Origin of the sequence: uncultured Kushneria sp. (assembly GCF_947497025.1) — a bacterium.
In the GTDB taxonomy this organism is placed as follows: Bacteria; Pseudomonadota; Gammaproteobacteria; order Pseudomonadales; family Halomonadaceae; genus Kushneria.
Genome location: NZ_CANMFC010000006.1, coordinates 1 through 21144, shown reverse-complemented (window position 1 = coordinate 21144; position 21144 = coordinate 1). Strand labels below are relative to the sequence as shown.

The following is a 21144-nucleotide window of genomic DNA, read 5'->3' as shown; positions in this document are numbered from 1 at the left end:
TATCACCGTTTCCGACATGTTGGTTTTGGTTCGATTGATGCTGGCTGGAACCGGCATGAAGCGGCGATTCTTTGGCTGCCATGCCTCTTTCATCGAAGGATCGGTGTGGAGAGTAGTTAATGCCAATGCGACTGGATGGCCTGACGAGCGCAATGGCACATAAAACTATCCCGTAAAGAGCTTTCCGAACGCTCTAAAGTGCGACTTCTTCTGAAATACTACCGAGTGTCAGATTCAAAGTTTTTTGCGTCCTCGTGGATCGATAGGTAAGACATTTGATGTAGGTAGTTGCCGTTCTAGCTCATCAATGCGGTCATACAGCTCAAGCATGTTGGCATCGGCCTCACTTAACAGGCTTGCAAGGTGATCTCGTTGCCGTGTAATTTCCTCGATCCGCTCCCGAAAGCCACGATTTTTCTTGCGAGTCAATAAACTGACCTGACGCGCAGATTTTGGGTATTCCTCAGCATGCACTTCAATGTACTTTTGGATTTCATCAACCAAGAGAGGAAATCGCGTTTTTTTCAAGGCAGAGGGGTCACTGCCGGCCTCTTTGGCAACGTTGTTCTGACTTAAAGGAGTACCCTTTGGCAGTCGTTCGGACTTGTTGTTTTTTAGGCGCTCGAACGCCGCGCGATACTGCTCTTCGGCGCTCGTACGCTTGGTTGAACCAGTAGAGTTACATTTGCTGGATGGCATGGCGATAGTTCTCCACACTACGTTTCTGGGCTTCGAGTGAAGCTCTCAGAGGACTTTCTGCTTCGGCAGTAGCCAGGCGCTCGTCCAGAATTGCCTCCAACGCTTCAACTTCATTGAGTTGCGCGGGGTCATACAGCACGTCCGCACATGGCTTGGGCTGCTCAAGAGAATCGCCTCCACCGCAATGTGCGATATTGTCGATACCGCCATAGGGACAAGGGGCTCTACTGGTGCAAATGCCAAGCAATACAGAACGATAAGATGCTATACCTTTCTTGGCCAGATTGATCACTTTCCTGGCATCAGTAGCTGAGATTAGCCGCACGATCTCGGATTTCCGCTTCTCACCGTGCGGGCTGACAAAACGGTCACTCGCAAGCTGTTGCAGTTGTCGTCCCAAAACTTCGTACATGGTACGGACATAAAGCGTATGGGCTTTCTCGTCCAGCCGCACTCGTGAGTGGTTCTGACCATAATAGAGGCTCATCGCTCTGGTGACATGCTTGAGCTGAAACTGCAGGGAGGCGTCGCTGACCAGCCCCGAGGCCTGCATATTAACTGCCCCGGTTCGCCTCAGCTGGTGCCAGGCCAACGGCCATATTTTGCCAACTGCGAACTCATCAGATAACGTTGGTGTAACCATACGTGCCAACTCAAAATCTTTCTGGGTAATACGCATCTGCTCAGGGTCGAATAGCTGAAGTGCTCTTGCCAAGTATGGAATCCCGGGACGAAGAGAGTGATTGGCTTTACTCCCTCTTTTGCTCCACGGTTCAGTTGCATAGCCAATTAGATAGCGCGATTCTGAGGCTGTAGCTTTTGTTTCTGGGTGTGCGTTGGGCTCAGACAAAGCACTTTCTGTACGGAGGTTAGCGACAACCTGCATGGCTTTAACCGCTACCCTGGCTGAGGGAGAGGTTACCCAAAGGGCTTGGGAGTCAGACATGGTTTTAGTCGTGCAGCCTTGCAAGATATAAATATCACCAAAGGACGGATCCTTCTCTATTTGCAGGCAATTCGTTCGGAGGTTCCAGGCCTCTTCGACTCGCATAAGACTGAAGTTCAACAAATAGCCCAGTCCGGCTCTGCTTACGAGATTTAAGTAGCTGGTCAGTGTCTGGACACGGATCTCTCTGTCGCTCCGGCCTGTCCAGCGTTCCAGAAGGTCCGCGATACCAAACCGGCGGGCCGTATCGATGAATTGACCGTAATACTGACGTCCAGTCTGTTGGCCGTTAGCTTCGTCAGTTGGCCACCTAAGCGGATAAAACGACTTGGGCTTTTTTTGCCCTTGAGGGGTTATGAAGTTGGACCTATAGGCGTTCACACAGAAGCGGAAGCACTCCTCTACAGACTCTTGATGAGCCAGAAAGTCGTCCAGGCATGCGCGTAAGCGTGTAACTTGGTAATGCCAGATGCGAGGTGGGATATACGGGGTCTGGTTAACCTGATGTTCAGGTAAGGATGCTGCAAGGCGCGCCAGTCCTGCGCGATCAAGGACAGTGAACCCTATAGTATTGCGGCGTTCATAAAGTTCACTTAATAGTGCTAAAAATTCGCCTGATCGGGATATTTGAAGCACTTTTGATAGTTGATCTGAAACTCGAGGAAACTGACTTAGCTCAGACGCTAGAATGCCTTCTTGAGTACATAGAACAAACAGCTTACGCATCTGATCGAAACGGGTTTTCAGACCTCGGACACCGCGTGCTCCATTCGGGCCATACAACCACCAACCGATAATGGTTCGCAGCAAATCTGCATTCGCAGGACTAATCACGGCTGCATATTTTTTTATCGGGCCGTCACCGAAGTTGAGGATAATCGCTTTTCCTGCCCACGGATCAAGCCGCCAAATAGGATCACCCCAACGACTCACTATGTGACCAGCTGCATCAATGATGACCGGCCAATCTCGTTGCGGTGGCCAACACGGTGGACGATAGTTGGGCGCGTCAGGAACTGCCAGAGGCGAGTCAATGGAAAGGCCAAATTGCGAAAGAGGATTTTGCATTATATTGATTGTTGTCGTAGTTCTGCCAATCGAATGAACCCTGCCCAGACCGGATGATAATCACCCTCTGTGATACGGGCACTCATCTCTTCCACCCAAAGCTTTCGTATATTGTTACTTTCTTCAAAAAAACGCAGTTTGGCCGTCAGACGCTTGATCGTAAGCAAGGCTGGATGTTCTGTCGCCACCTGACTTCCTGCACTAGGCGGGTGGTAGCATGCCAGCTCGAGTGATTTAAGGTGACGCAGGCTGCCGAGAGACCAGACATGATCTTCACTTTCGATATCCCGATGTTGCACACAAAACAGACAGCCAGCTGCATTTATGCAATCAGGACGCGGTGCATTCCGCGGAGTTTCACTTAGCAGTTCAGGTTTGGCCGATATACATTGACCTGGGGCGGGAGAAGAAAGGGATGGGTCGGTTTTTTGATGGAAGCGTGTAATCTCCGCCATGGCGGTCTGTGGATGCGGGTCGGAATATACCCTTATTAGCGTTTCAACCGTGTGTTGAGCCATCTCTGCAACCTGTTCCGGATTCTGAGACTCACGAAGCAACCAGTTGATACGCGTTCCGCGCATTTTTCTTGGCCTTACAAGTTGTATGCCGATTTTGCTGCAAACATTCATAAGACTCGTGAATTGAGGCGGCTCTACTGTGATTCGTCCTCCAATGCGCACAAGTGGAAATAGCAAATCATCTGGCTCGGTGGAAAACCATTCAGAGCGCCACACGAGATAATTTTCGAACCAGTTTCGGTAATTGGCATAAATTTCGAACAGTACTTCACCGTCGCGGCGCTTTTTAAAGGTGCGTACCTGATAGCCGTCTAGGTGACTGGCGTAATGGAAATGCTCGACTCGCATGGTATGGGCTTGCTGCAGGTTCATGCCGGTCTGAGCAATGAATATCAGCAGCTCGCTTTCAATGCGTAAATTGACAAGAGGATAACGAGTTCGCAGGGTTCGATCTTCCTGCCAGGCAGCACGAGCTGCCGCTGACGCTTCTATCTGCGCCCGGGATTGGGGTCTGGTACGTCGAGCCGCTGCTTTCTCCGGTTGCGGCAGTCCTGACCATTGTTCCAAGACTTGTCCGGTGCGTAACGGGATACAAACCGGCAGCGCTCCCTTTATTGTTTCTGACGTCAATGCGTTGCATATATCAGCTAGTAAATGTCCGAACTCGAAGGTGCTTTGCAGATTCTGTTTATCTGCTCTAGCAGTATGCACCTTGCCTTTGCTGCGTGGCTTGCGAATACGAGTGCTTTTGCTCAAGCTCGCCTGGCGGTCCAGCGCACGGTCAAGCATTGTCGCGGTGAGCCTGGTAAGGTCATATAGGGTGCCTTCACTAAAGCTGCGCTCGACTCGATAACGGTGTAGTAAGTGATCAGTCCAACGAATGAAGGTATCGGACACCGTTTCGAGATCAAGTTTTTCTCCTGTCGCATCGCTCCAGGCAAAGAAGCGTCGCAACGCAGCAATTTTATTTTGCGCCGAGTAGCGGCTTCCGCCACCAGCAAGGTCGGCAGCCATGTGTTCGTGTAGCCGCATTACCAACTCGATGCGCTCTGGTAATAGTTGACCGAGCTCGCCCTGATCGATCTGACTGTCAACTTTCTTCGTTTTTGCAGCAGCACCGCCTCTGTATAGCAGCGGTCGGAGATCCCATGGTCTCTCATGAATCCCGTACTCAAGTATCGTAAATGTAAGATCAACGGTGCAGCTACTCATGATGCGGTACCCCGGAGCCGATGCCACTGAATGCCGCCATAAAGCTATTTGAGAGCGCTTGCTTGACTGGCAATGCCTGTAAAAATCGAATGTATTTAAAAGTAGTCGCTTCCGAACTGGGACTATGAAGTAGTGCGTCTCTGACCATCGAAATTACGATAGCGACATCGGTACAACTGGAAAGGCCCAGACGTGCCAATTCGGTACCGAAGGTGCAACGTGACTGGTGGAAACGAAATTTACGAAGCGCTTGTAAACCTGCTTTTGATCCTCGCTCCCGAAACGCTGACATCTCAACATTTACTGCAGATGACTGATCGGTGCTACGTCTGCCGTAAGCATTGCCAAATCGAGTCAGGAACAGCAGATCACGCTGTTCGGGTGATGCTTTCGCCTCTCTTCTTAGCCGCCGCAATCCATTGCCATATTCAAGCAACTGATCAAGCAACGCTTCGGGAATCCAGATTTGGCCAGTCACACCAAACTTGGTGTGCACCGATGGAGAGGCGCCTGGACCTATCGCAAGGCGCAGTAGCCCTTCAGCGGAAGGGTCTGGGATAGCGTGCTTAAGGGTTTGGATCTTGAGATCACAGATACTCCCAAGCCGCATTCCAGTGAAAAAACCGAGTGCCAGCATGAGATAAAGCTCAGGCGTAGCATGCAGTGCAGCAAAATTCATGATCGCGTCGCGATCAGCCTCTGAAACTGGAAGTAATCCATCCTCAAGTGTCTGCCCAAACCGTTTACGATTCGGGATGCCAAGATCGGTCGTGATTCCACTTATTGTTCTTTCGAACCCGATCTGATCGAAGTATTTAACCAGGTAGGGCTTATCCCGCCATAAGGTAAGGGAAGGAGATAGAAGCTCCTTGTGTTTCACCCATCGATAGAACATGACGCAATTGCGCATGTACTCGGACGCTGTTGATGGACTGATCTGGCCCGCATCGCGCGTCCTTATCAACGCTCCCCGATACAACACCAAGCATCGATCAGCTTTGCGAACAGGAAACTCAAACCAATGTAGATGATGAGATTCCAAGAACTTGGCGTAATTGAGCAGGCCATTCATGTTGCTGACAACAGTCTTTAGAGAAGCATTGCCAGTTGTTGCTCGTTCTACTGCCCACAGGTTTGCTTCCCTCCAGGGCATGCAGTCTGCCCAGAAAAGCTGAGGCAAGCCTTCAATAGATGGTTGACTGTTACTGGGCGAGTAAGTGGTAGATTTATCGCCGCATACAACGTGGTGGGGTACGAAGTGAATGCGTTCTAACGTCGCCATTCATTGCTCCGAGTTAGCTTGGCCATGTCCATGGCACTAACTTCATGGTTTGGGTGTCACTACTATATAACTTACTCTTATCGATCGAATAGGGTTCAAGGTGGGGCGTGAATTCACGCAGGGTGGCCATCACCCGCGCGCTCATGTCGCCGTACAGCTCGTAGTTGCTGGAGCAGAGCACCAGCCCGCGATCAAACGCTTCACGCGGGAGGTGATGCATCGGCGTGCCCATGGCAATGCCGAGATCCTTCACCTCCTGCGAGCGGGCAATCACGCAGCCATCATTGTTGGACAGCACCGCCAGCGGCAGGCCGTGCAGCCAAGGCCTGAACACCCGCTCGCAGCTGGCATAGAAGTTGTTGCAGTCGACCAGCGCGATCAGGCCGTTCATCGCCGCACCCGACGCAGGATATCGGTGACCACACCCCAGATCTGGTACTGCGCGTCGCGCAGGGGAATAGGCGTATAGTGCGGGTTGGCCGAGTGCAGCGCCGGCGGGCAGTGCCGGCAGCGCAGTTCCTTGACGATCATTTCGCCATCCACCAGCGCAATGACGATATCGCCGTGGTCGGCATCGATCGAGCGATCCACCAGCAGCCGGTCACCGGCATAGATGCCCGAGCCATCCGGGCACTGCATCGAATCGCCATCGGCCGTGACCATGAACGTCGAGGTCGGCCGCGGGATCAACTGCTCGTTGAGATCGATGTGCCGGCCCTCATGATCCTGCGCGGGAGAGGGAAAGCCGCTGATCCCGCCGCGAACGTGGTAGATGGCCCAGGGGATGCTGCGCCGCGGCGGGTCGATCGCCAGTGACTGCATACGGGTGACATGAAGCATGTCGGTTGCCTGCATTGGTGGAGGTTAAATGACTGTATATATATACAGCATAATGAGCAGGCGGTTCCATTACGGAATAGGCGTTATTCGACCAAACGATGAGGTGAGGTAGTACCCTCCGGCAGGTCGCCATGTAGGGATGCCTGCCAGGGCTACACTTCATGCATGCGCGTAGACGCCCTGCGCAGTGGCTTGATGCAGGCCACCTGTCGTCATGCTTGCCGTTCAATGTCAGTGAGGATGAATCATGCGCGTGGCGTATCGAATGCCCATGCCCACCATGGTGCCCAAGGGCGAGCAGGACCTGACCTGGAATCCGGCCGCCCACCGCTGGCAACAGTTTTTTGCCCCGCATGCGCACGTCTCCTTTCTGGCCGAAGTGGTTCAGGATGATGACGCTATTGATCCGTGGCAGGAGGGCGACTGGCTGGTCGTCGATCGGTCGCTGTCACTGCGTGATGGCGTGCTGGTGGTGGTGAATGCCGATGAGGCACTGTACGTCTATCGGTATGCCCACCGCATCAATGTGCCGGTGCTGGAAGGCCTCGATGGGCAGCTGTGGACGGGGGATCTCACCAACGTGGAGATGGTGGGCGTGGTGTCGCATCAGGTGCGGCCGGTATATTGAGCCGTCGATATGATGGTCAGGTATGGATTGATGGTCAGCAGCTGTTTAAACCTGTCGGAATGCACCAGGTCATGCTTGAAACGCAATGGCATGTCTTTCCTGATGTTCTCTGTCCATTATTTTGTGGTGTCCATTAATAATGGACAGCCACATTAAATGGACATCAACGCAATATCACTTTGCGAGGACCTGACAACATTCTTCACTGCGCCGGCATCACCCGCAGCACCCGCCCTTCAGCGTTATCCGTCAGCAGATACACCGCGCCCTCCGGACCGGTGCGCACATCGCGAATGCGCTCATCCAGCTCGCCAAAAAGCCCTTCGACGTCTTCGGCCTGCGTGGCATCTGCCGAGAGCGCGACGCGGCGCACTTCGCGATCCACCAGCGACCCAATCAGCAGGTCACCCTGCCACCGGGGAAACAGCGTGCCGTTATAGCGGGTCATGCCGGAAGGGGCGATGGAGGGCGTCCACTCAAGGATGGGTGGCTGTGTGCCGGGGTAGGTTTCAAAGGGCGTCACACGGGCGCCGGTGTAATCCAGCCCGGTGGTCGCGATCGGCCAGCCGTAATTGGTGCCCGCCGTAATGAGGTTGATTTCGTCGCCGCCTTTCGGGCCGTGCTCGTGAATGATGATGTGGTCTTTTCCATCCACCACCAGGCCCTGCACGTTGCGGTGGCCATAGCTCAGGATTTCGGGCCGGGCGGTGTCGTCATTCACGAAGGGGTTGTCTACGGGCACGCTGCCATCCGGGTTCAGGCGCACGATCGCGCCGATATGGTTGGCGGTGTTCTGGGCCTGCTCGCGATAGTCAAAGCCATCTCCCAGCGTGAGGATCAGTGTGCCATCCGACAGCCATGCCAGGCGCCCGCCAGAGTGGGCGTCGCCACGCTTGGCCATATCCACCCGAAAGATCTCCTCGACCTGCTCAAGCCCCGCGTCACTGAAACGCGCTCTGGAGAGGCAGGCGCGATTGGCGCTCGGCGTGCCGCATGAATAGCTGAGATACAGCATCCGGTCCTGCTCGAAATCCGGTGACAGCAGCACGTCGAAAAGCCCGGACTGGCCCGAGGCAAACACCTTTGGCACGCCCTTAAGCGAGGCGGTGAGCGTCTCGCCTTCAGCGCTTAAAAGCCGTAGTCGCCCCGGCCGCTCGGTAACGAGCATTCGCCCGTCAGGCAAAAAGGCCAGCGACCAGGGGTGTTCCAGCCCTTCGGCCACGGTCTCGATGCGGTAGTCGGTAGCCTCTGTCAGGGGCTGTGCCAGCGCTTCTGAAGCGGGCGCCATGCCCCCAACCCCTGCGGCGAGCAGGGTCATTGCCATCGTATTGGCGGCCCTGTCCAGGGAGCGCTGGCGATCAGGGCTTCTCAACAGCGCCAGCACCACGCCGGCGATCCCGGCACTTGATAGCATCGCCACCATCCCGGCCGTGGTGCGGGTCGCCGCGATCAGTGTGGGCATGGACGCGAAGAAATTGACCAGCTGGAAGGTCAGCCACAGTGCCACGATGGCCGACAGTGCGCAGACGATGGGTCGATGGTGACCGTTCCAGCGATGGCGCGAGATCCAGAGTGCCACCACCTGCGAGACGATGAACCCGCCCGAGAAGAGGGCGGCGTAGACGGGGGAAAACGTGACCAGATCGCCCAGCGTGGTGACAAGGCGCTGGCTGATTGAGATATCCACATCCATTTGCTGCAGCGCGGCCAGGTTTATCTGGGTCTGGACGATGCTGCCCAGCAGCGTGCCCGTAAGCAGGGCGATGACGAAATGCATCACCGTGATGGGCCGGGCGGGCCGGTTGTGCATGGGAGTCACCCTTGAGCCGAGAGGAGGGCAGAGCAGAAGTGCCTCTGCCGTGAATGGGCTCAAGCGTACCCTGCGTTCCTCAGTTCGGGTTTAAGGCGGTAGATATCGAAAGAGGCCGCCTCGGTCGACGGCCTTCGGGTGAGCGCTCAGTGCGCCAGCATTTCCTCAACGATCTGCCGGTCGCTCAAATCGGCAGGGTAGTAGGTCGGCCAGTTGACCACGTTGTTCAACAGCGCCTGGCGGTCATCGCCCATATAGAGGTGATAGTGATGGGCGTCGGTGGGAGCAATGTCGTGATCACTGAACTGGATGAATTCCGGCGCCCGGTCGTCGCCTTCAGTCTTTTTAAAGATAAAGCGCACACCGCGATTCCCGGCCTTGTACTCGAGTATTTCGTACCCGTCATCGGCATACTGACCCGTATAGGTGTCGCCATCGGCGTGGAAGGTGGCGTCCTGACCGTGAATCTCGATGCGCTCGACGTCAGTGCGATAGCCCTCGCGATAGTATGCCTTGTACTGCTCGGCGCTCTTGTCGCCTTCCTGCGCCTTGTGGGCAAAAACCTCGTCCAGCGCGCCGTTTTGCAGCAGCGGGTACACCGACTGCCAGTCGCCCTCCCAGTCGGAGAGGGCGCGCGCCCTGACCTGATCATCATCAAAGTAACCGCTGTGAATGTCCTTTTCCTTTTCCTTGTCCTGTCCATGGGCATGCCCGTGGTCATGTTCGTGCCCATGGGAATGGTCGTGGTCATGCGACTCCGAGGCGAATACGTTCTGAGTACTGGCCGTCGCAAGCAGGCCGGCGGTCAGCAGGGCAGTGGCAGTATAACGGGTGAAGGCAGGTGTCATGATGGGTGGCTCCCGGTAATGAACAAACCATTTTTATTTAATGTTATAACGTATCATTTTTGGTGATGGCAACGCTAGTCAGTGTCAGCAGGATCATGCCGGGCAGAGAGACGAGCGGATATATCAGTGAAACCAGTCAGGGCCGGGAGGTAGCATGATATTTTGGCGATTTTGCCGGCAGTGAACGAAAGACTGCCGGACCAGGTGTCATTCAGGGCGACAGCGGCAAGTGAGGCGTCGGCCCACCGTCAAAACCAACAGGAAAATGCCATGGGTCTGGATCGGATCGGACGTCGCTCGGAATATCTTTTCATGGTGGCCGAGTGTGGCAGCGTGCGGGCGGCGGCCGAGCACATGGGCATCAATCCTTCAGTGGTCAGTCGTCAGCTTCGGGAGCTCGAACGCGATGTCGGCATGCCGATCATGGAGCGTAACGGTCGCTATCTGTCACTGACCGAGGCAGGGCGCACGGTGGTGGACAATCACATGACGCGTCGCCAGCTGGACAAGGAGCTTGAGCACTCTCTGGAGCGGTTGCGTCATCGCCGGGCCGGCAAGGTCGTCGTGGCCGTGGGTGAAGGCTTTGTGGAGAGTCTGGTCGATTCGGTACTGACCCGAGTGGCTGCTCAGTACCCGGAGGTCTTCATCGAACTGCTCAGCGGTATTTACTATCCGCGTGAGCCGCATGAAATGGTGTTGGCGGATGAGGTGGACATCGCCATCACTTACGGGCCTGAAACCGACCCGCGACTCGTGCGTCACACCTTCTCGCGCGGGCCGCTTTGTGCCCTGATGTCGCCCCGGCATCCGCTGGCTTCGCAGAGCTGCGTATCCCTTGAAGCGCTGTCGTCACAGAAGCTGATCTTCCTGCCGCCGGGGTCGGGGTCACAGATGTTTGTGGAGAGCCTGTTTCGATCGGAACAGCGTATCGTGACGCCGGCCTATCGCTGCAATCTGCACTCTACGGCCAGACGCATGGCGATTGCCGGTATCGGTATCGCGTTCATGACGAAAATGGCCGCCGGACAGGATGTTGAAACCGGAAAACTGTGCGCCCTGCCGGTGGATCATCCTGTCGCTCAGGACACCTGTGGCAATCTGATCCGGCGCGCCGGCCGCCGCCTGTCGCCGGCGGCCGACTATCTGTGGAAGCTGATGACCTCGATGCGCTGAAAGCGAGGGTCAGGACGACATCATGTAGATTCCGGGTCCGAAAGGCAGACCCATCCACATCCAGAACATCAAAAACAGCGTCCAGATCAGCAGAAAGCCCATGGACAGCGGCAGCATGGTGGCCATCAGCGTGCCCAGCCCCAGATCCGGCTTGTAGCGCTGCATATAAACCAGCGCCACTGAAAAGTAGGGGCTCATGGGGGAGATGATGTTGGTGGAGGAATCGCCAATACGAAACATGGCCAGCACAAAGGCCGGATTGAAATCCAGCAGCATCAGCATGGGAACAAACACGGGCGCCATGAGGGCCCACTGCGCCGAGCCGCTGGTCATGAAGATATTGAGCGTGGTGGCCATCAGAATAAAGGCAATGACCAGAGGCACGCCGGTAAAGCCGGTCTGTTCCAGTACATTGGAGCCCTCAATGGCGATGAACTGACCCAGCTCGGACCATTTGAAGTAGGCGATGAACTGGGAAATGGCAAAAAACAGCACCAGCGTTGGCGCCAGATCCCGCGCCGATTCGGCCATGAATCCCGGGATATCACGGGCCTTTTTGATTGCGCCGGTACACAGCCCATAGGTCAGACCGATGGCTACAAAATAGCCAAACAGCAAGGGCACGAAGGATTCGAGAAAGGGAGAAGGGATCAGCCCGCCTTCGGCATTGCGCAGCGGTGAGCCGGCCGGCAGTACGGAAAGCACGACCAGGCCGAAATAGATCAGCGTGATCAGGCCGACTCTTTTAAGCCCACGTTTCTCATCGTCACTGAGCGTCTTGAGCTGTACTTCGCTCATGCGCAGGGTTTCCAGCGGCTGGGTACGCCGCAGGCGCGGCTCCACCACGTAATCGATCAGCAGCGTGCCGATCAGGGCCAGCACAAACACCGAGCAGGCGACGAAGTAGTAGTTATCGATCGGTGAGATATAGGCATCACTGTCGATAATGCGCGCCGCATCGGTGGTAATGCCGGCAAACAGCGCATCGCCGGCGGTCACGAACAGGCTGGCATCGAACCCGGCGCCTGCCGCGGCATAGGCTGCAGCGGCCCCGGCCAGCGGGTGACGGCCCACTGCCTGATACACCATGGCGGCCAGCGGAATCAAAATGAGGTAGTTGGCATCGGAGGCGATGCTGCCACAGATACCGGCCATGAAAACGCAAAAGGTCAGGAGGGAGGGTGGCGCCTTGGCCACGCTGACCTGCATGAGGGTCGACATCAGTCCGACCTTGTCGGCAAGGCCAATACCGAACATGACGACCAGAATCAGCCCCAGCGGTGGAAAGCCGACAAAGTTGTCCACCATGCTGGTCAGCATGAACACGATACCGTCACCGGACAGCAGACTGCGCACCGCGACCTCGGCATCGCTTTCCGGATTGACCGCCGTCACTCCCAGCCCTGACAGCAATGCCGACAGGACAATGATCAGCCCGGACAGAATCACAAAGAGAATAAAGGGGTGAGGCAGTTTGTTGCCGACGCGCTCGACCGTATTGAGCATACCTTTCATGACGTGGATCCCTTTTGTTGTTCAGTTTGTCGTAAGGGAACAGGCGTTACTGGCTTGAGGGCAGGCCGAGAATCTCGTCAACAATGGCGACATGAACACCGGCTGCCACCTCAAGAATGTCGTCATTGAAGTCGTAACGATCATTGTGCAGATAGACGCTGTCCGCGCCGTTGCCGACAAAGAAAAAGCAGCCGGGAGTGCGCTGTAAATAGAAGGCAAAGTCTTCCGCGCCCATGGTCGGCATCTCGTCGATGGCGCGAACGCGGGTACCCAGGCCACGCTGGCTGGCGATCTCCACGACACGCTGGCTCCAGTGGGCATCGTTGACGAGCGGAGGAATCTGATGGATGGGCGTCAGCGTATATGTGGCGCCGGCCGCGCTGCAAAGGCCTTCAATCGTGGCCTGCATTTGCTGGATCAGCACCTGGCGTGAGGCGTCCCGGTCGCTGCGAATATTGGGTATACGGATTTAATGGTTGATGGGGCACCTTCACCCCATCAACCATTAAATCCGTATACCCCTTTTGTGGATGACGCTTCGAATTCAAGTTCATTTCGACCTTTTCACTTACTATCTCCACCTCTACCTACCTTGTCATGGGCGTCTCGCCCCCATGAATTGTGGCTAACAACCCCTTCGGGAGAAAGTCGATGAAGGCAAGCAAGCACTCGCCCAGGGCGTTGCTGTGTTCAGTACTATTGTCTATTCCTCTGTTCGGTCAAGCGGAGACTGTGAATTGGACAAATTGGCTCACTGGCCAGATAAGCAAGCATCCGGATGTCATGGCGGCGACAGAGCAGGCGGCAGCCCGGGATGCGGATGCTGAGGCAAGCGAACAACCGCTGTATAACCCGGAGCTGTCTGTTGGAGCAGACAGAACGGGCAGTGAAAACAACTTTGAGGCAGGGCTATCACAAACGATCGATTGGTCTGATCAACAGGGTGCGCTAAAGGACAAGGCAAAGCTGATCAGGCTTTCCGCTGAAGCTGATTTGAACGAGGCGGTTTTGGCACAAACGTCCGAGTCGCTGTTTGCGCTTGTCGAGTGGCGCGCGGCGACGCGTGCCGAAGAAATTGCGGAATCCCAGCAACACCGTCTGGATGCCTTGCTGGAGCAGGTTGAGCAACGCCAGCAGGCGGGCGACCTGGGGCGTGCCGATGCAGAGCTTCTGTTTCTAAATCTATCCCGTCAGTTGAGCGAAGTCGCCCAGGCAAAGGCCGCAGTTGATCGGGCAGAAACTCAGGTTCAAGAACGTCTGCCGGACTGGAGGCCTCAGGATGGGGGAATCCCCGAGTATATATGGCCAGCGCTGGAGTCCCAGATTGGTGAGGCTGATCTGCTGTCACACCCGTCAATTGCAGTCGCTCGAGCCGAGTGGCAGGTGCTGAAAAGTGAGGCAGAGGTTGCGAGACGCAAAGCCACAGCATCGCCGACAGTAGGGCTGAGCGGAGGGCGTGACGGCGGCGAGAACGTGGTTGGCCTGACATTCTCGATCCCTCTGAACGTCCGTAATAACTACCGTGCCGAAATCCGGGCCGCGAATCGACGGGCTCTGGAGGCCGAAGCGCGGTTTCAGGCGCTCTACCGGAAACAACAATATGACCTGGCAGGCGCCCGAGCTGCCTGGAAGCGATACGACAAGCAACTTCGTCGATGGAAAGAACTCTCCCAGGGGCGTGTACAGCGAAGTGCCGATTTGCTTGAGAAGCAGTGGCAGGTCGGCGACCTCTCCACCTCTGAGTATCTCCAGGCGTTAGGCCAGCGCGCGGAGAGCCTGAAAACCGGTATTGAACTGGAAAAGCTGGCGCAGCTGGGCCTGATTGAACTGTTGAGCCAGTCTGGCGAACTGATCACCCCCTTCCAATACTAGTCTGGAAACTGGATAGTCATCATGAAAAAAACTCTGATTTCAGTATTTGTATTGACGCTGTTTATAGCTCCCCCTTCATTGGTGCAGGCCGAGGAAGATGCGCATAACGAGGCGGGCCATGATCATGCCGCCGGTGGCGACGATCATCGAGAAGGTACCGGTGAAGAGGATGAGCATGAGGGCGGGCATGCTGAAGAACGTGAGCATGAAGAGGAAGAAGGTCATGGCCACGAAGAGGAGAGCGATGGTGGTCATGAAGAATCAACTACCGCAAGCATCAATGCCAAACAGAAAGAGCTCGCCGGCATTGAGGTAGCAACCCTCGAGAGCAAGCGCGTTGACTATGAAATCTACGCTCCCGGTGAGCTGCTGACCAACGGCTATACCAGCTATCACGTGTCCCCCCGGGTTGCCTCAGTGGTGCTGCGGCGTCACGTGGAACTGGGTGAGCACGTAACCAAGGGCCAGCCGCTGGTAACCCTGTTCAGTGAGACGGTGGCACAGGCGCAGGCGGATTACAGGAAAGCTTTTCCTGAATGGAAGCGAATCAGCGGGCTGGGTCGTTCCGTGGTTGGCGATCAGCGGTTCAATACAGCGAAAGCCAACATTGAAGCAGCAAGGGCGACTCTGCTTGCTTACGGGCTGAACGATGATGACATTGGTGCGTTGAAGGCCAGCGGGGTGGATAGTCTCGGTGAATACATGCTCAGGGCTCGCGTGGATGGTGCAGTACTGACCGATGAGTTTGAGCAAGGACAAAGAGTTGAGGCTGGCCAGCCGCTGGTGACTCTTGCTGATGAGAGTGAGCTTTGGGTAGAAGCCCATCTGCCAGCAAGCTCCGACATTGTTCTAGAGAAGGGCGCGGAAGCCGAAGTCAGGGCAGCGGGTCGTGTGGGCGTGGCAACGGTGTCCCAGGAAGCCCACACCATTGATCCTGTGACCCGCACGCGGATTGTCAGGCTTGAGCTGGACAATCCTGAAGATCGTTTTCATCCAGGAATGTTCGCAGATGTGTATTTTCGTTTTAAGACCAGCGAGCCGGTGCTTGCCGTGCCGGAGACTGCATTGATGCGTGGCGCGGACGGCGACTGGACGGTCTATGTGGAAGAGGCCGAAGGCGAGTATGAACCCGTGGAAGTGGAACTGGGCCGCTCAATTGGCGGGCTCCGTGAGGTTTCCGGCCTGGCTGCGGGCCAACGAGTCGTTTTGCGGGGCGCATTTTTTGTGGCCTCTGAGATTGCCAAAGGCGGCTTTGATCCGCACAACCACTGATTCCGGGAGCCATTATGTTCAACCGAGTAGTCGACTTGGCGGTTCAGAACCGCCTGTTGGTTCTTATTGCGCTTGCAGTGCTTATCGCCACGGCCGCGTTTCAGATACCAAAACTGAATCTTGATGCTTTCCCCGACGTTACAAACGTCCAGGTCGCTGTTAATACAGAGGCGCCCGGACTTGCGGCTGAGGAAGTCGAGCAGCTGATCACCTATCCCATTGAAGCGGTGATGTATGCGTTGCCGGATGTTGAGGAGGTTCGGTCCATCTCCAAAACCGGGTTGTCTGGTGTCACCGTGGTCTTTAAAGAGGGCACGGATATCTATTTCGCGCGCCAACTGGTTTTCGAGCGGTTGCAGGCCGCGCGGGAGCTGATTCCGGACGGGGTCGGGGTGCCTGAAATGGGGCCGAATACGTCCGGTCTTGGCCAGGTCTACCAGTACTTGCTGATAGCGGACCCGGATTCGGGGTACGACGCAATGGAATTGCGCAGCTTGCACGACTGGCTGGTCAAACTGTTGCTGATACCGGCTGAAGGGGTTACGGAAATCCTGTCGTTTGGCGGAGAGGTCCGCCAGTACCAGGTTAACCTGAACCCGGCGCGAATGCTGTCCTATGACTTATCACAGAACGATGTCATGGAAGCCCTGGAGAACAACAACTCCAATGTTGGGGGCTGGTATATGGGCCGCGGGCAGGAGCAGTTGGTTATTCGCGGTATGGGCTGGCTGGGTAATGGCGAGCAGGGGCTCGAGCAGATCCGTCAGGTGCCCGTTAAAACCAGTGATGGCATTACAGTGACAGTGAACGATGTCGCCGAGGTAGCGCTGGGCACTGAAATTCGCCAGGGTGCGGTAACCATGACCCGGAAGGATGAAGCCGGTCAGGTTGAACAACTGGGTGAAGTGGTTTCTGGCATTGTACTCAAACGAATGGGGGCCAACACAAAAGCCACCATCGACGGCATCGAGGCCCGCATTGATCGCATAAATCAGGCGCTTCCGAGTGGGGTTCGTTTTGAGCCCTATTACAACCAGGCGGATCTGGTGACCAAGGCCGTAGAGACGGTGACCAATGCGCTTTTGTTGGCTTTTGTGTTTATTGCGATTGTGCTTGCCCTGTTCCTGATGAATCTGCGGGCAACAACGCTGGTGCTGCTTTCAATACCGATTTCCATCGGTATTGCCCTGATGATCATGGCCTGGTTCGGTCTCTCGGCCAACCTGATGTCTCTGGGCGGTATTGCTGTGGCAATTGGCATGCTGGTGGATGGCTCTGTTGTTATGGTTGAGAACATTTTCAAGCATCTGACCCATCCCGATGCTGAGCATGACGCCCACCGGAATGAGTTGGCTGAAGGCGACCCCGATCCGCTGGATGCATCGCACGATGATCGTGGCATTGCACTTCGACTGCAGGAAGCGGGCCGGGAAGTGGCGCGGCCGATCTTTTTCGCGACGGCGATTATCCTGGTCGTTTTCATGCCTCTGTTCAGCTTTGAAGGTGTGGAAGCCAAGCTGTTCCAGCCAATGGCGATCAGCATCATGCTGGCCATTGTGTCCGCTGTGATCGTCGCTCTGGTGGTTGTACCCGCGCTGGCGTCATACATGTTCCGTAAGGGTATCCGGGAGCGGGAAAGCTTCATTCTAAAACCCCTGGAAAAGCTCTATCGCATGGGGCTTGCCTGGTCACTGAAGCATAGCCGCGTGGTTGTTGGCGCGGCGGCGGTTCTTGTTGTACTGGCGGCGCTGATTGTTCCACGACTGGGCACGGAGTTCGTGCCTGAACTGGAAGAGGGCACGATTAACCTCCGGGTGACCCTGGCCCCTTCATCAAGCCTCGATACGGCGCTTGAAGTGGCGCCGAAACTGGAGGCCATGCTGATGGAGTTTCCAGAGGTGACCTACGCGCTGTCCCGGGCGGGGCGGGCGGAAATAGGCGGCGATCCGGAGCCCGTCAACAACATCGAAATCTACATTGGCCTCAAGCCAACAGCCGAGTGGACCAGCGCCAGTAATCGCTATGAATTGCAGGCCCTGTTTGAGGCGAAGCTCGAACAGCACCCGGGGCTACTGTTTAACTTTTCTCAGCCTATTGCAACTCGGGTTGACGAATTGTTGTCTGGTGTCCGCGCGCAGTTGGCCATCAAACTCTTTGGCCCGGATCTCAAGGTGCTGGCCGAGAAAGGCCAACAGATCGAAGCGGCGGTCCGAACTGTTCAGGGGACCCGGGACGTGGCCATGGAGCAGATTGCCGGTGAAGCGCAGTTGGTGGTTCAGCCAGACCGTCAGGCACTTTCCCGGTACGGACTCGCCGTGTCTGATGTGATGAGTGTCGTCCGGGACGGACTGGGTGGTGCCGCCGCGGGCCAGATCATCAACGGAAATGAGCGGTACGATATCTATGTGCGCCTGGCCAAACGTTTCCGGGAAGACCGGGATGCCATTGCTGATCTCAGGTTGCAGGCGCCTTCCGGAGCCTGGGTGAGACTCGGCGATGTGGCCGATGTGTCTATTGAGTCCGGCCCGCCCCAGGTGCGCCGCGACGACGTTCAGCGCCGTGTGGTCATTCAGTCTAATGTGCAGGGTCGTGACATGGGCAGTGTGGTTGCCGATATTCAGGATACCATCGCGACAGAAGTGAACCTTCCCCCCGGCTATTCGGTGGATATTGGTGGTCAGTTTGAAAACCAGCAACGAGCTCAGAAGCGATTGACCATTGTGGTACCTGTATCTCTGGGCCTGATCGCGCTGTTGCTGTACTTTGCTTTCAGTTCGGTTGGTCAAGCGCTGTTGATTCTGGTCAACGTGCCGCTTGCCGTTATTGGTGGCGTCTTTTCACTCTGGATCTCCGGCCAGTATCTTTCGGTGCCCAGTTCCGTTGGATTTATCACACTGTTTGGTGTGGCGGTGCTTAACGGGGTCGTAATGGTCGAAAGCATCAATCAGCGAATACAGGATGGGTTGAACGTGGATACTGCGGTGTTTGAAGGTGCCGTCTCCCGTTTGCGTCCTGTCTTGATGACAGCAATAACCTCGGCACTCGGTTTGATACCGATGCTATTGTCGACGGGCGTGGGTGCGGAAATCCAGAAGCCATTGGCCAGCGTGATTGTAGGTGGTCTCGTGACTGCAACTTTCCTGACACTCTTTGTTTTGCCGGTTCTGTTCGGTCGCTTTTCAAGAGCCAAGGTGAGTGATATCCAACGGTAAAAAATGGGAGAAGCCGCGCTGCGTCATCGACGGTTGCCTTTCTGGAGGTTTTCTAATCCGGAAGTGGCAGTAGAATGACAATGCTGGCTCCTCCGTTTTTTGAGGTACCCATGTTCATCTGTCCGAGGTTGTCTTCGACAATCTCGGACACGATGGACAATCCGAGCCCAAAACCGGCGACCGTTTCATCCAGCCTGGTACCCCTGTTCATGACAGTGGCTGCCGCCTCGGGAGAAATTCCGGGGCCATCGTCCGCTACTTCTATGGAGAGTCCTGATGACGTGCGGGCGATTGTAACGTCGACGGTTGTCTGGCACCACTTCCCGCCATTTTCGAGTAAATTGCCAAGTAGCTCTGAAAGATCCTGTCGCTCCATTGGCCAGCTGAAGTTTTCAGGTAAGTTGGTGTGGAGGCGAAAAACCGTGTCAGGGAAGATTTTTTCCATAACGGTGATGACACTTGCCGTGATTTCAACCGGCATGCACGTCCGTCCCATCTGTCTGCCTGATATGTCTGCTTTGCTCATCCGGTATTTCAGGGATTTGTCAAGCTCCCGCAAGTTAGAGGCCATAAACACAACATCCTCCCGGGACGGAGGCAAGGTATCGATATCCGACAAAATGGCAAGATTGGCAGAAATGGAGGTTTTGACCAGGTGAGAGAGGTCGGAGTTCAGGCGGCGGTGGCGGTCCAGCCGCCGGTTTGACAGCTCGAGCAAATCATTGAGCTGCCGGATCAGCGGACGAAACTCTTCCGGCACGTGAGGGTTCAGACGACTTTGTTTCCCGGATTGGAGCCGTCTCAGGTCCTCTTTTATCTTACTGATGGGCTTTAACGTCAGATGTGTGGTGGTTCCAATCAGAGCCAGCAGTATCGCCAGAAGAACGGCCGAGGCACCGAGCAATGTCAGGTGGGCCTTCAGCGGTCGTTCAGAGAGCGCCCCCTCGGTTTCAAGAACGGTGATTGAGGCCAGCTTTCCAGTAGCAGTGAACGTACGTCTAAGCCCAAAAAGCGTGTTCGCGCCCTGCGCTATGTGAATAAAACCCTCGGGCTTATCCACAACGCCCTGCATTTGGCTCAGGTCAAAGTTGTTGCTCGTCAGGACGCTCCCGCCTGCCGTTTCGATGATGATGGCATGCCCCAGAAGCATTTCAAACTGATTGATCATGTTGCTGAGGTCGTCGGTTGTGGGGGATTCAGCCTCAATGATTGCCTGAAAGTTTTCCAGCTCTTTACTCAGGTGTTGTTTCCTGGACTCGTCCGATAGTTGTTTTATCACGTAGGCATGTGAAAAGAATATCAGGGTGAAATAGACGAGGCTGAAAACAGCCCCATACTGAATGGCTGTTCTTCGGATACTCTTTGGAGCTGGCATATGTTGACCTGGTTCGTTCGGGCGTTCAGCCAGTAGGATCTTTTTCGAAGAAGTAGCCCTGGCCACGCAAAGTCTTGATTTTATTGCCCCCTATTATTTTTCTGAGCCTGGCTATATAGACCTGAACAACATTCCTGGTGGGACATCTTTCAATGTTGTAGAGGGTTTCAACCAGTTCATCCTGTGAAAATACCCTGTCTGGTGAACGCAGGAAACACTGCAAAAGGCGGAATTCAGTGGCTGTCAGTCTGAACTCTTTCTGGTCGGGCGTGGTCAGCGTTCGGTAGCTGGCGTTGAGACGAAATCCGTCGACACTGATTTGATCTGTTGTTCTGCCATCCTTCCTTCGGATAATTGCATTGAGCCGGGCTTTCAGTTCATCAAACTCAAACGGTTTGGGAAGGTAATCGTCGGCACCCGCGTTCAACCCTTCTACTCTCTCAGTCCAGTTGGAGCGTGCGGTCAGAATAAGGATGGCCTCTTTTTTCCCGTTTTTTCTCCATCTTTGCATTAAAGACAGTCCATTTTCATCGGGCAGTCCGATATCGAGAATAACGGCCTGGTAGGAGCTTGTTTCAATCAACGAGTCCGCTTCTTTGCCGGTTTTGGCGATATCGACTGTGTAGTGCGCCTGCGCAAGCCAGTCCGATATTCTTTTGGCAAGTACCGCATTGTCCTCAACAATCAGAATTTTCATTTGTAAGCGCCGTTTTTCGAGGTGGGAAAGTTTCGCCAGTCTGCCATGGATTGTACCAGTAACGGCAACTCCCCAGAAAAACAGCAACCCGTTAAAAATGGGTTCTTCGTCACTTCATGTGGATTTGGCCTGATCGAGCAGGCGGCCCACCGGACTGCCGATCAGGTAGATCATCGC

Annotated in this window: 17 protein-coding genes; 5 read left to right on the top strand and 12 right to left on the bottom strand. The window is 55.4% G+C overall.

The genetic code is table 11. From position 1 onward, the window contains the following. Window positions 1–234: 234 nt before the first annotated feature. From Q0931_RS11820 to umuD, 6 genes are read right to left on the bottom strand one after another with little or no spacing between them, the layout of a single operon-like run. On the bottom strand, window positions 235–699 hold the full coding sequence (locus Q0931_RS11820; protein WP_086621618.1) for a hypothetical protein: 465 nt from the start codon (window positions 697–699) through the stop codon (window positions 235–237). Then, the gene (locus Q0931_RS11815) at window positions 680–2713 is read right to left on the bottom strand and encodes a hypothetical protein (RefSeq protein WP_211329640.1); all 2034 of its coding nucleotides are present in this window, start codon (window positions 2711–2713) and stop codon (window positions 680–682) included. Before Q0931_RS11815 ends, Q0931_RS11820 begins: the two co-directional genes overlap by 20 nt. Continuing rightward, window positions 2713–4443 carry an integrase gene (locus Q0931_RS11810; RefSeq protein WP_086621619.1) on the bottom strand — a complete coding sequence of 577 codons (1731 nt, stop codon included), beginning with the start codon at window positions 4441–4443 and terminating at the stop codon, window positions 2713–2715. The genes Q0931_RS11815 and Q0931_RS11810 overlap by 1 nt, the downstream gene beginning before the upstream one ends. Further along, window positions 4436–5725 (bottom strand): site-specific integrase, encoded by a 1290-nt coding sequence (locus tag Q0931_RS11805; RefSeq protein ID WP_086621620.1) that lies wholly within the window; start codon window positions 5723–5725, stop codon window positions 4436–4438. The genes Q0931_RS11810 and Q0931_RS11805 overlap by 8 nt, the downstream gene beginning before the upstream one ends. Window positions 5726–5738: 13 nt before the next feature. Then, window positions 5739–6116 carry a hypothetical protein gene (locus Q0931_RS11800; RefSeq protein WP_366941610.1) on the bottom strand — a complete coding sequence of 126 codons (378 nt, stop codon included), beginning with the start codon at window positions 6114–6116 and terminating at the stop codon, window positions 5739–5741. Further along, window positions 6113–6565 carry a translesion error-prone DNA polymerase V autoproteolytic subunit gene (gene umuD, locus Q0931_RS11795; protein ID WP_299260538.1) on the bottom strand — a complete coding sequence of 151 codons (453 nt, stop codon included), beginning with the start codon at window positions 6563–6565 and terminating at the stop codon, window positions 6113–6115. Before umuD ends, Q0931_RS11800 begins: the two co-directional genes overlap by 4 nt. A 247-nt stretch (window positions 6566–6812) precedes the next feature. On the opposite strand from umuD, the gene Q0931_RS11790 reads away from it, so the two are divergent. After that, on the top strand, window positions 6813–7193 hold the full coding sequence (locus Q0931_RS11790) for a S24 family peptidase (protein WP_299260536.1): 381 nt from the start codon (window positions 6813–6815) through the stop codon (window positions 7191–7193). Window positions 7194–7395: 202 nt separating this feature from the next. Here the strand turns inward: Q0931_RS11790 and Q0931_RS11785 are convergent, their stop codons facing one another. Beyond that, window positions 7396–9003, bottom strand: a complete 1608-nt coding sequence (locus Q0931_RS11785; protein ID WP_299260534.1) for a PQQ-dependent sugar dehydrogenase — start codon at window positions 9001–9003, stop codon at window positions 7396–7398. Window positions 9004–9149: 146 nt separating this feature from the next. Further along, complete coding sequence (locus Q0931_RS11780; RefSeq protein WP_299260532.1) at window positions 9150–9851, bottom strand: metal-binding protein ZinT; 702 nt, start codon at window positions 9849–9851, stop codon at window positions 9150–9152. Window positions 9852–10121: 270 nt separating this feature from the next. Between Q0931_RS11780 and Q0931_RS11775 the strand changes: the two genes are divergently transcribed. Continuing rightward, on the top strand, window positions 10122–11024 hold the full coding sequence (locus Q0931_RS11775) for a LysR family transcriptional regulator (protein ID WP_299260530.1): 903 nt from the start codon (window positions 10122–10124) through the stop codon (window positions 11022–11024). 9 nt (window positions 11025–11033) lie between these two features. On the opposite strand, the gene Q0931_RS11770 is transcribed toward Q0931_RS11775, so the two are convergent. Next, window positions 11034–12539: an AbgT family transporter gene (locus Q0931_RS11770; protein ID WP_086621588.1), complete on the bottom strand. Its 1506-nt coding sequence runs from the start codon at window positions 12537–12539 to the stop codon at window positions 11034–11036. A 46-nt stretch (window positions 12540–12585) separates the two neighbouring features. Further along, on the bottom strand, window positions 12586–12948 hold the full coding sequence (locus Q0931_RS11765; protein WP_299260527.1) for a M20/M25/M40 family metallo-hydrolase: 363 nt from the start codon (window positions 12946–12948) through the stop codon (window positions 12586–12588). A gap of 242 nt (window positions 12949–13190) precedes the next feature. Here Q0931_RS11765 and Q0931_RS11760 point away from each other — a divergent pair, with 242 nt between their 5' ends. Genes Q0931_RS11760 through Q0931_RS11750 form a run of 3 tightly spaced genes read left to right on the top strand, consistent with a single transcriptional unit; the run spans window position 13191 to window position 18895 of the window. Then, window positions 13191–14411 (top strand): TolC family protein, encoded by a 1221-nt coding sequence (locus tag Q0931_RS11760; RefSeq protein ID WP_251929386.1) that lies wholly within the window; start codon window positions 13191–13193, stop codon window positions 14409–14411. Window positions 14412–14432: 21 nt separating this feature from the next. Continuing rightward, window positions 14433–15683, top strand: coding sequence for an efflux RND transporter periplasmic adaptor subunit (locus Q0931_RS11755; protein ID WP_251929385.1), 1251 nt, complete (start codon window positions 14433–14435; stop codon window positions 15681–15683). 14 nt (window positions 15684–15697) lie between these two features. After that, window positions 15698–18895: a CusA/CzcA family heavy metal efflux RND transporter gene (locus Q0931_RS11750; protein WP_074210781.1), complete on the top strand. Its 3198-nt coding sequence runs from the start codon at window positions 15698–15700 to the stop codon at window positions 18893–18895. A gap of 52 nt (window positions 18896–18947) precedes the next feature. Here Q0931_RS11750 and Q0931_RS11745 read toward each other — a convergent pair whose 3' ends face one another. Together Q0931_RS11745 and Q0931_RS11740 are read right to left on the bottom strand one after the other, a co-directional pair. After that, a complete protein-coding gene (locus Q0931_RS11745; protein ID WP_299260521.1) occupies window positions 18948–20336 on the bottom strand; it encodes an ATP-binding protein in 1389 nt (462 codons plus the stop codon). Continuing rightward, window positions 20296–20967, bottom strand: a complete 672-nt coding sequence (locus tag Q0931_RS11740) for a response regulator transcription factor (protein WP_127062896.1) — start codon at window positions 20965–20967, stop codon at window positions 20296–20298. Before Q0931_RS11740 ends, Q0931_RS11745 begins: the two co-directional genes overlap by 41 nt. Between the last annotated feature and the right edge of the window lie 177 nt (window positions 20968–21144).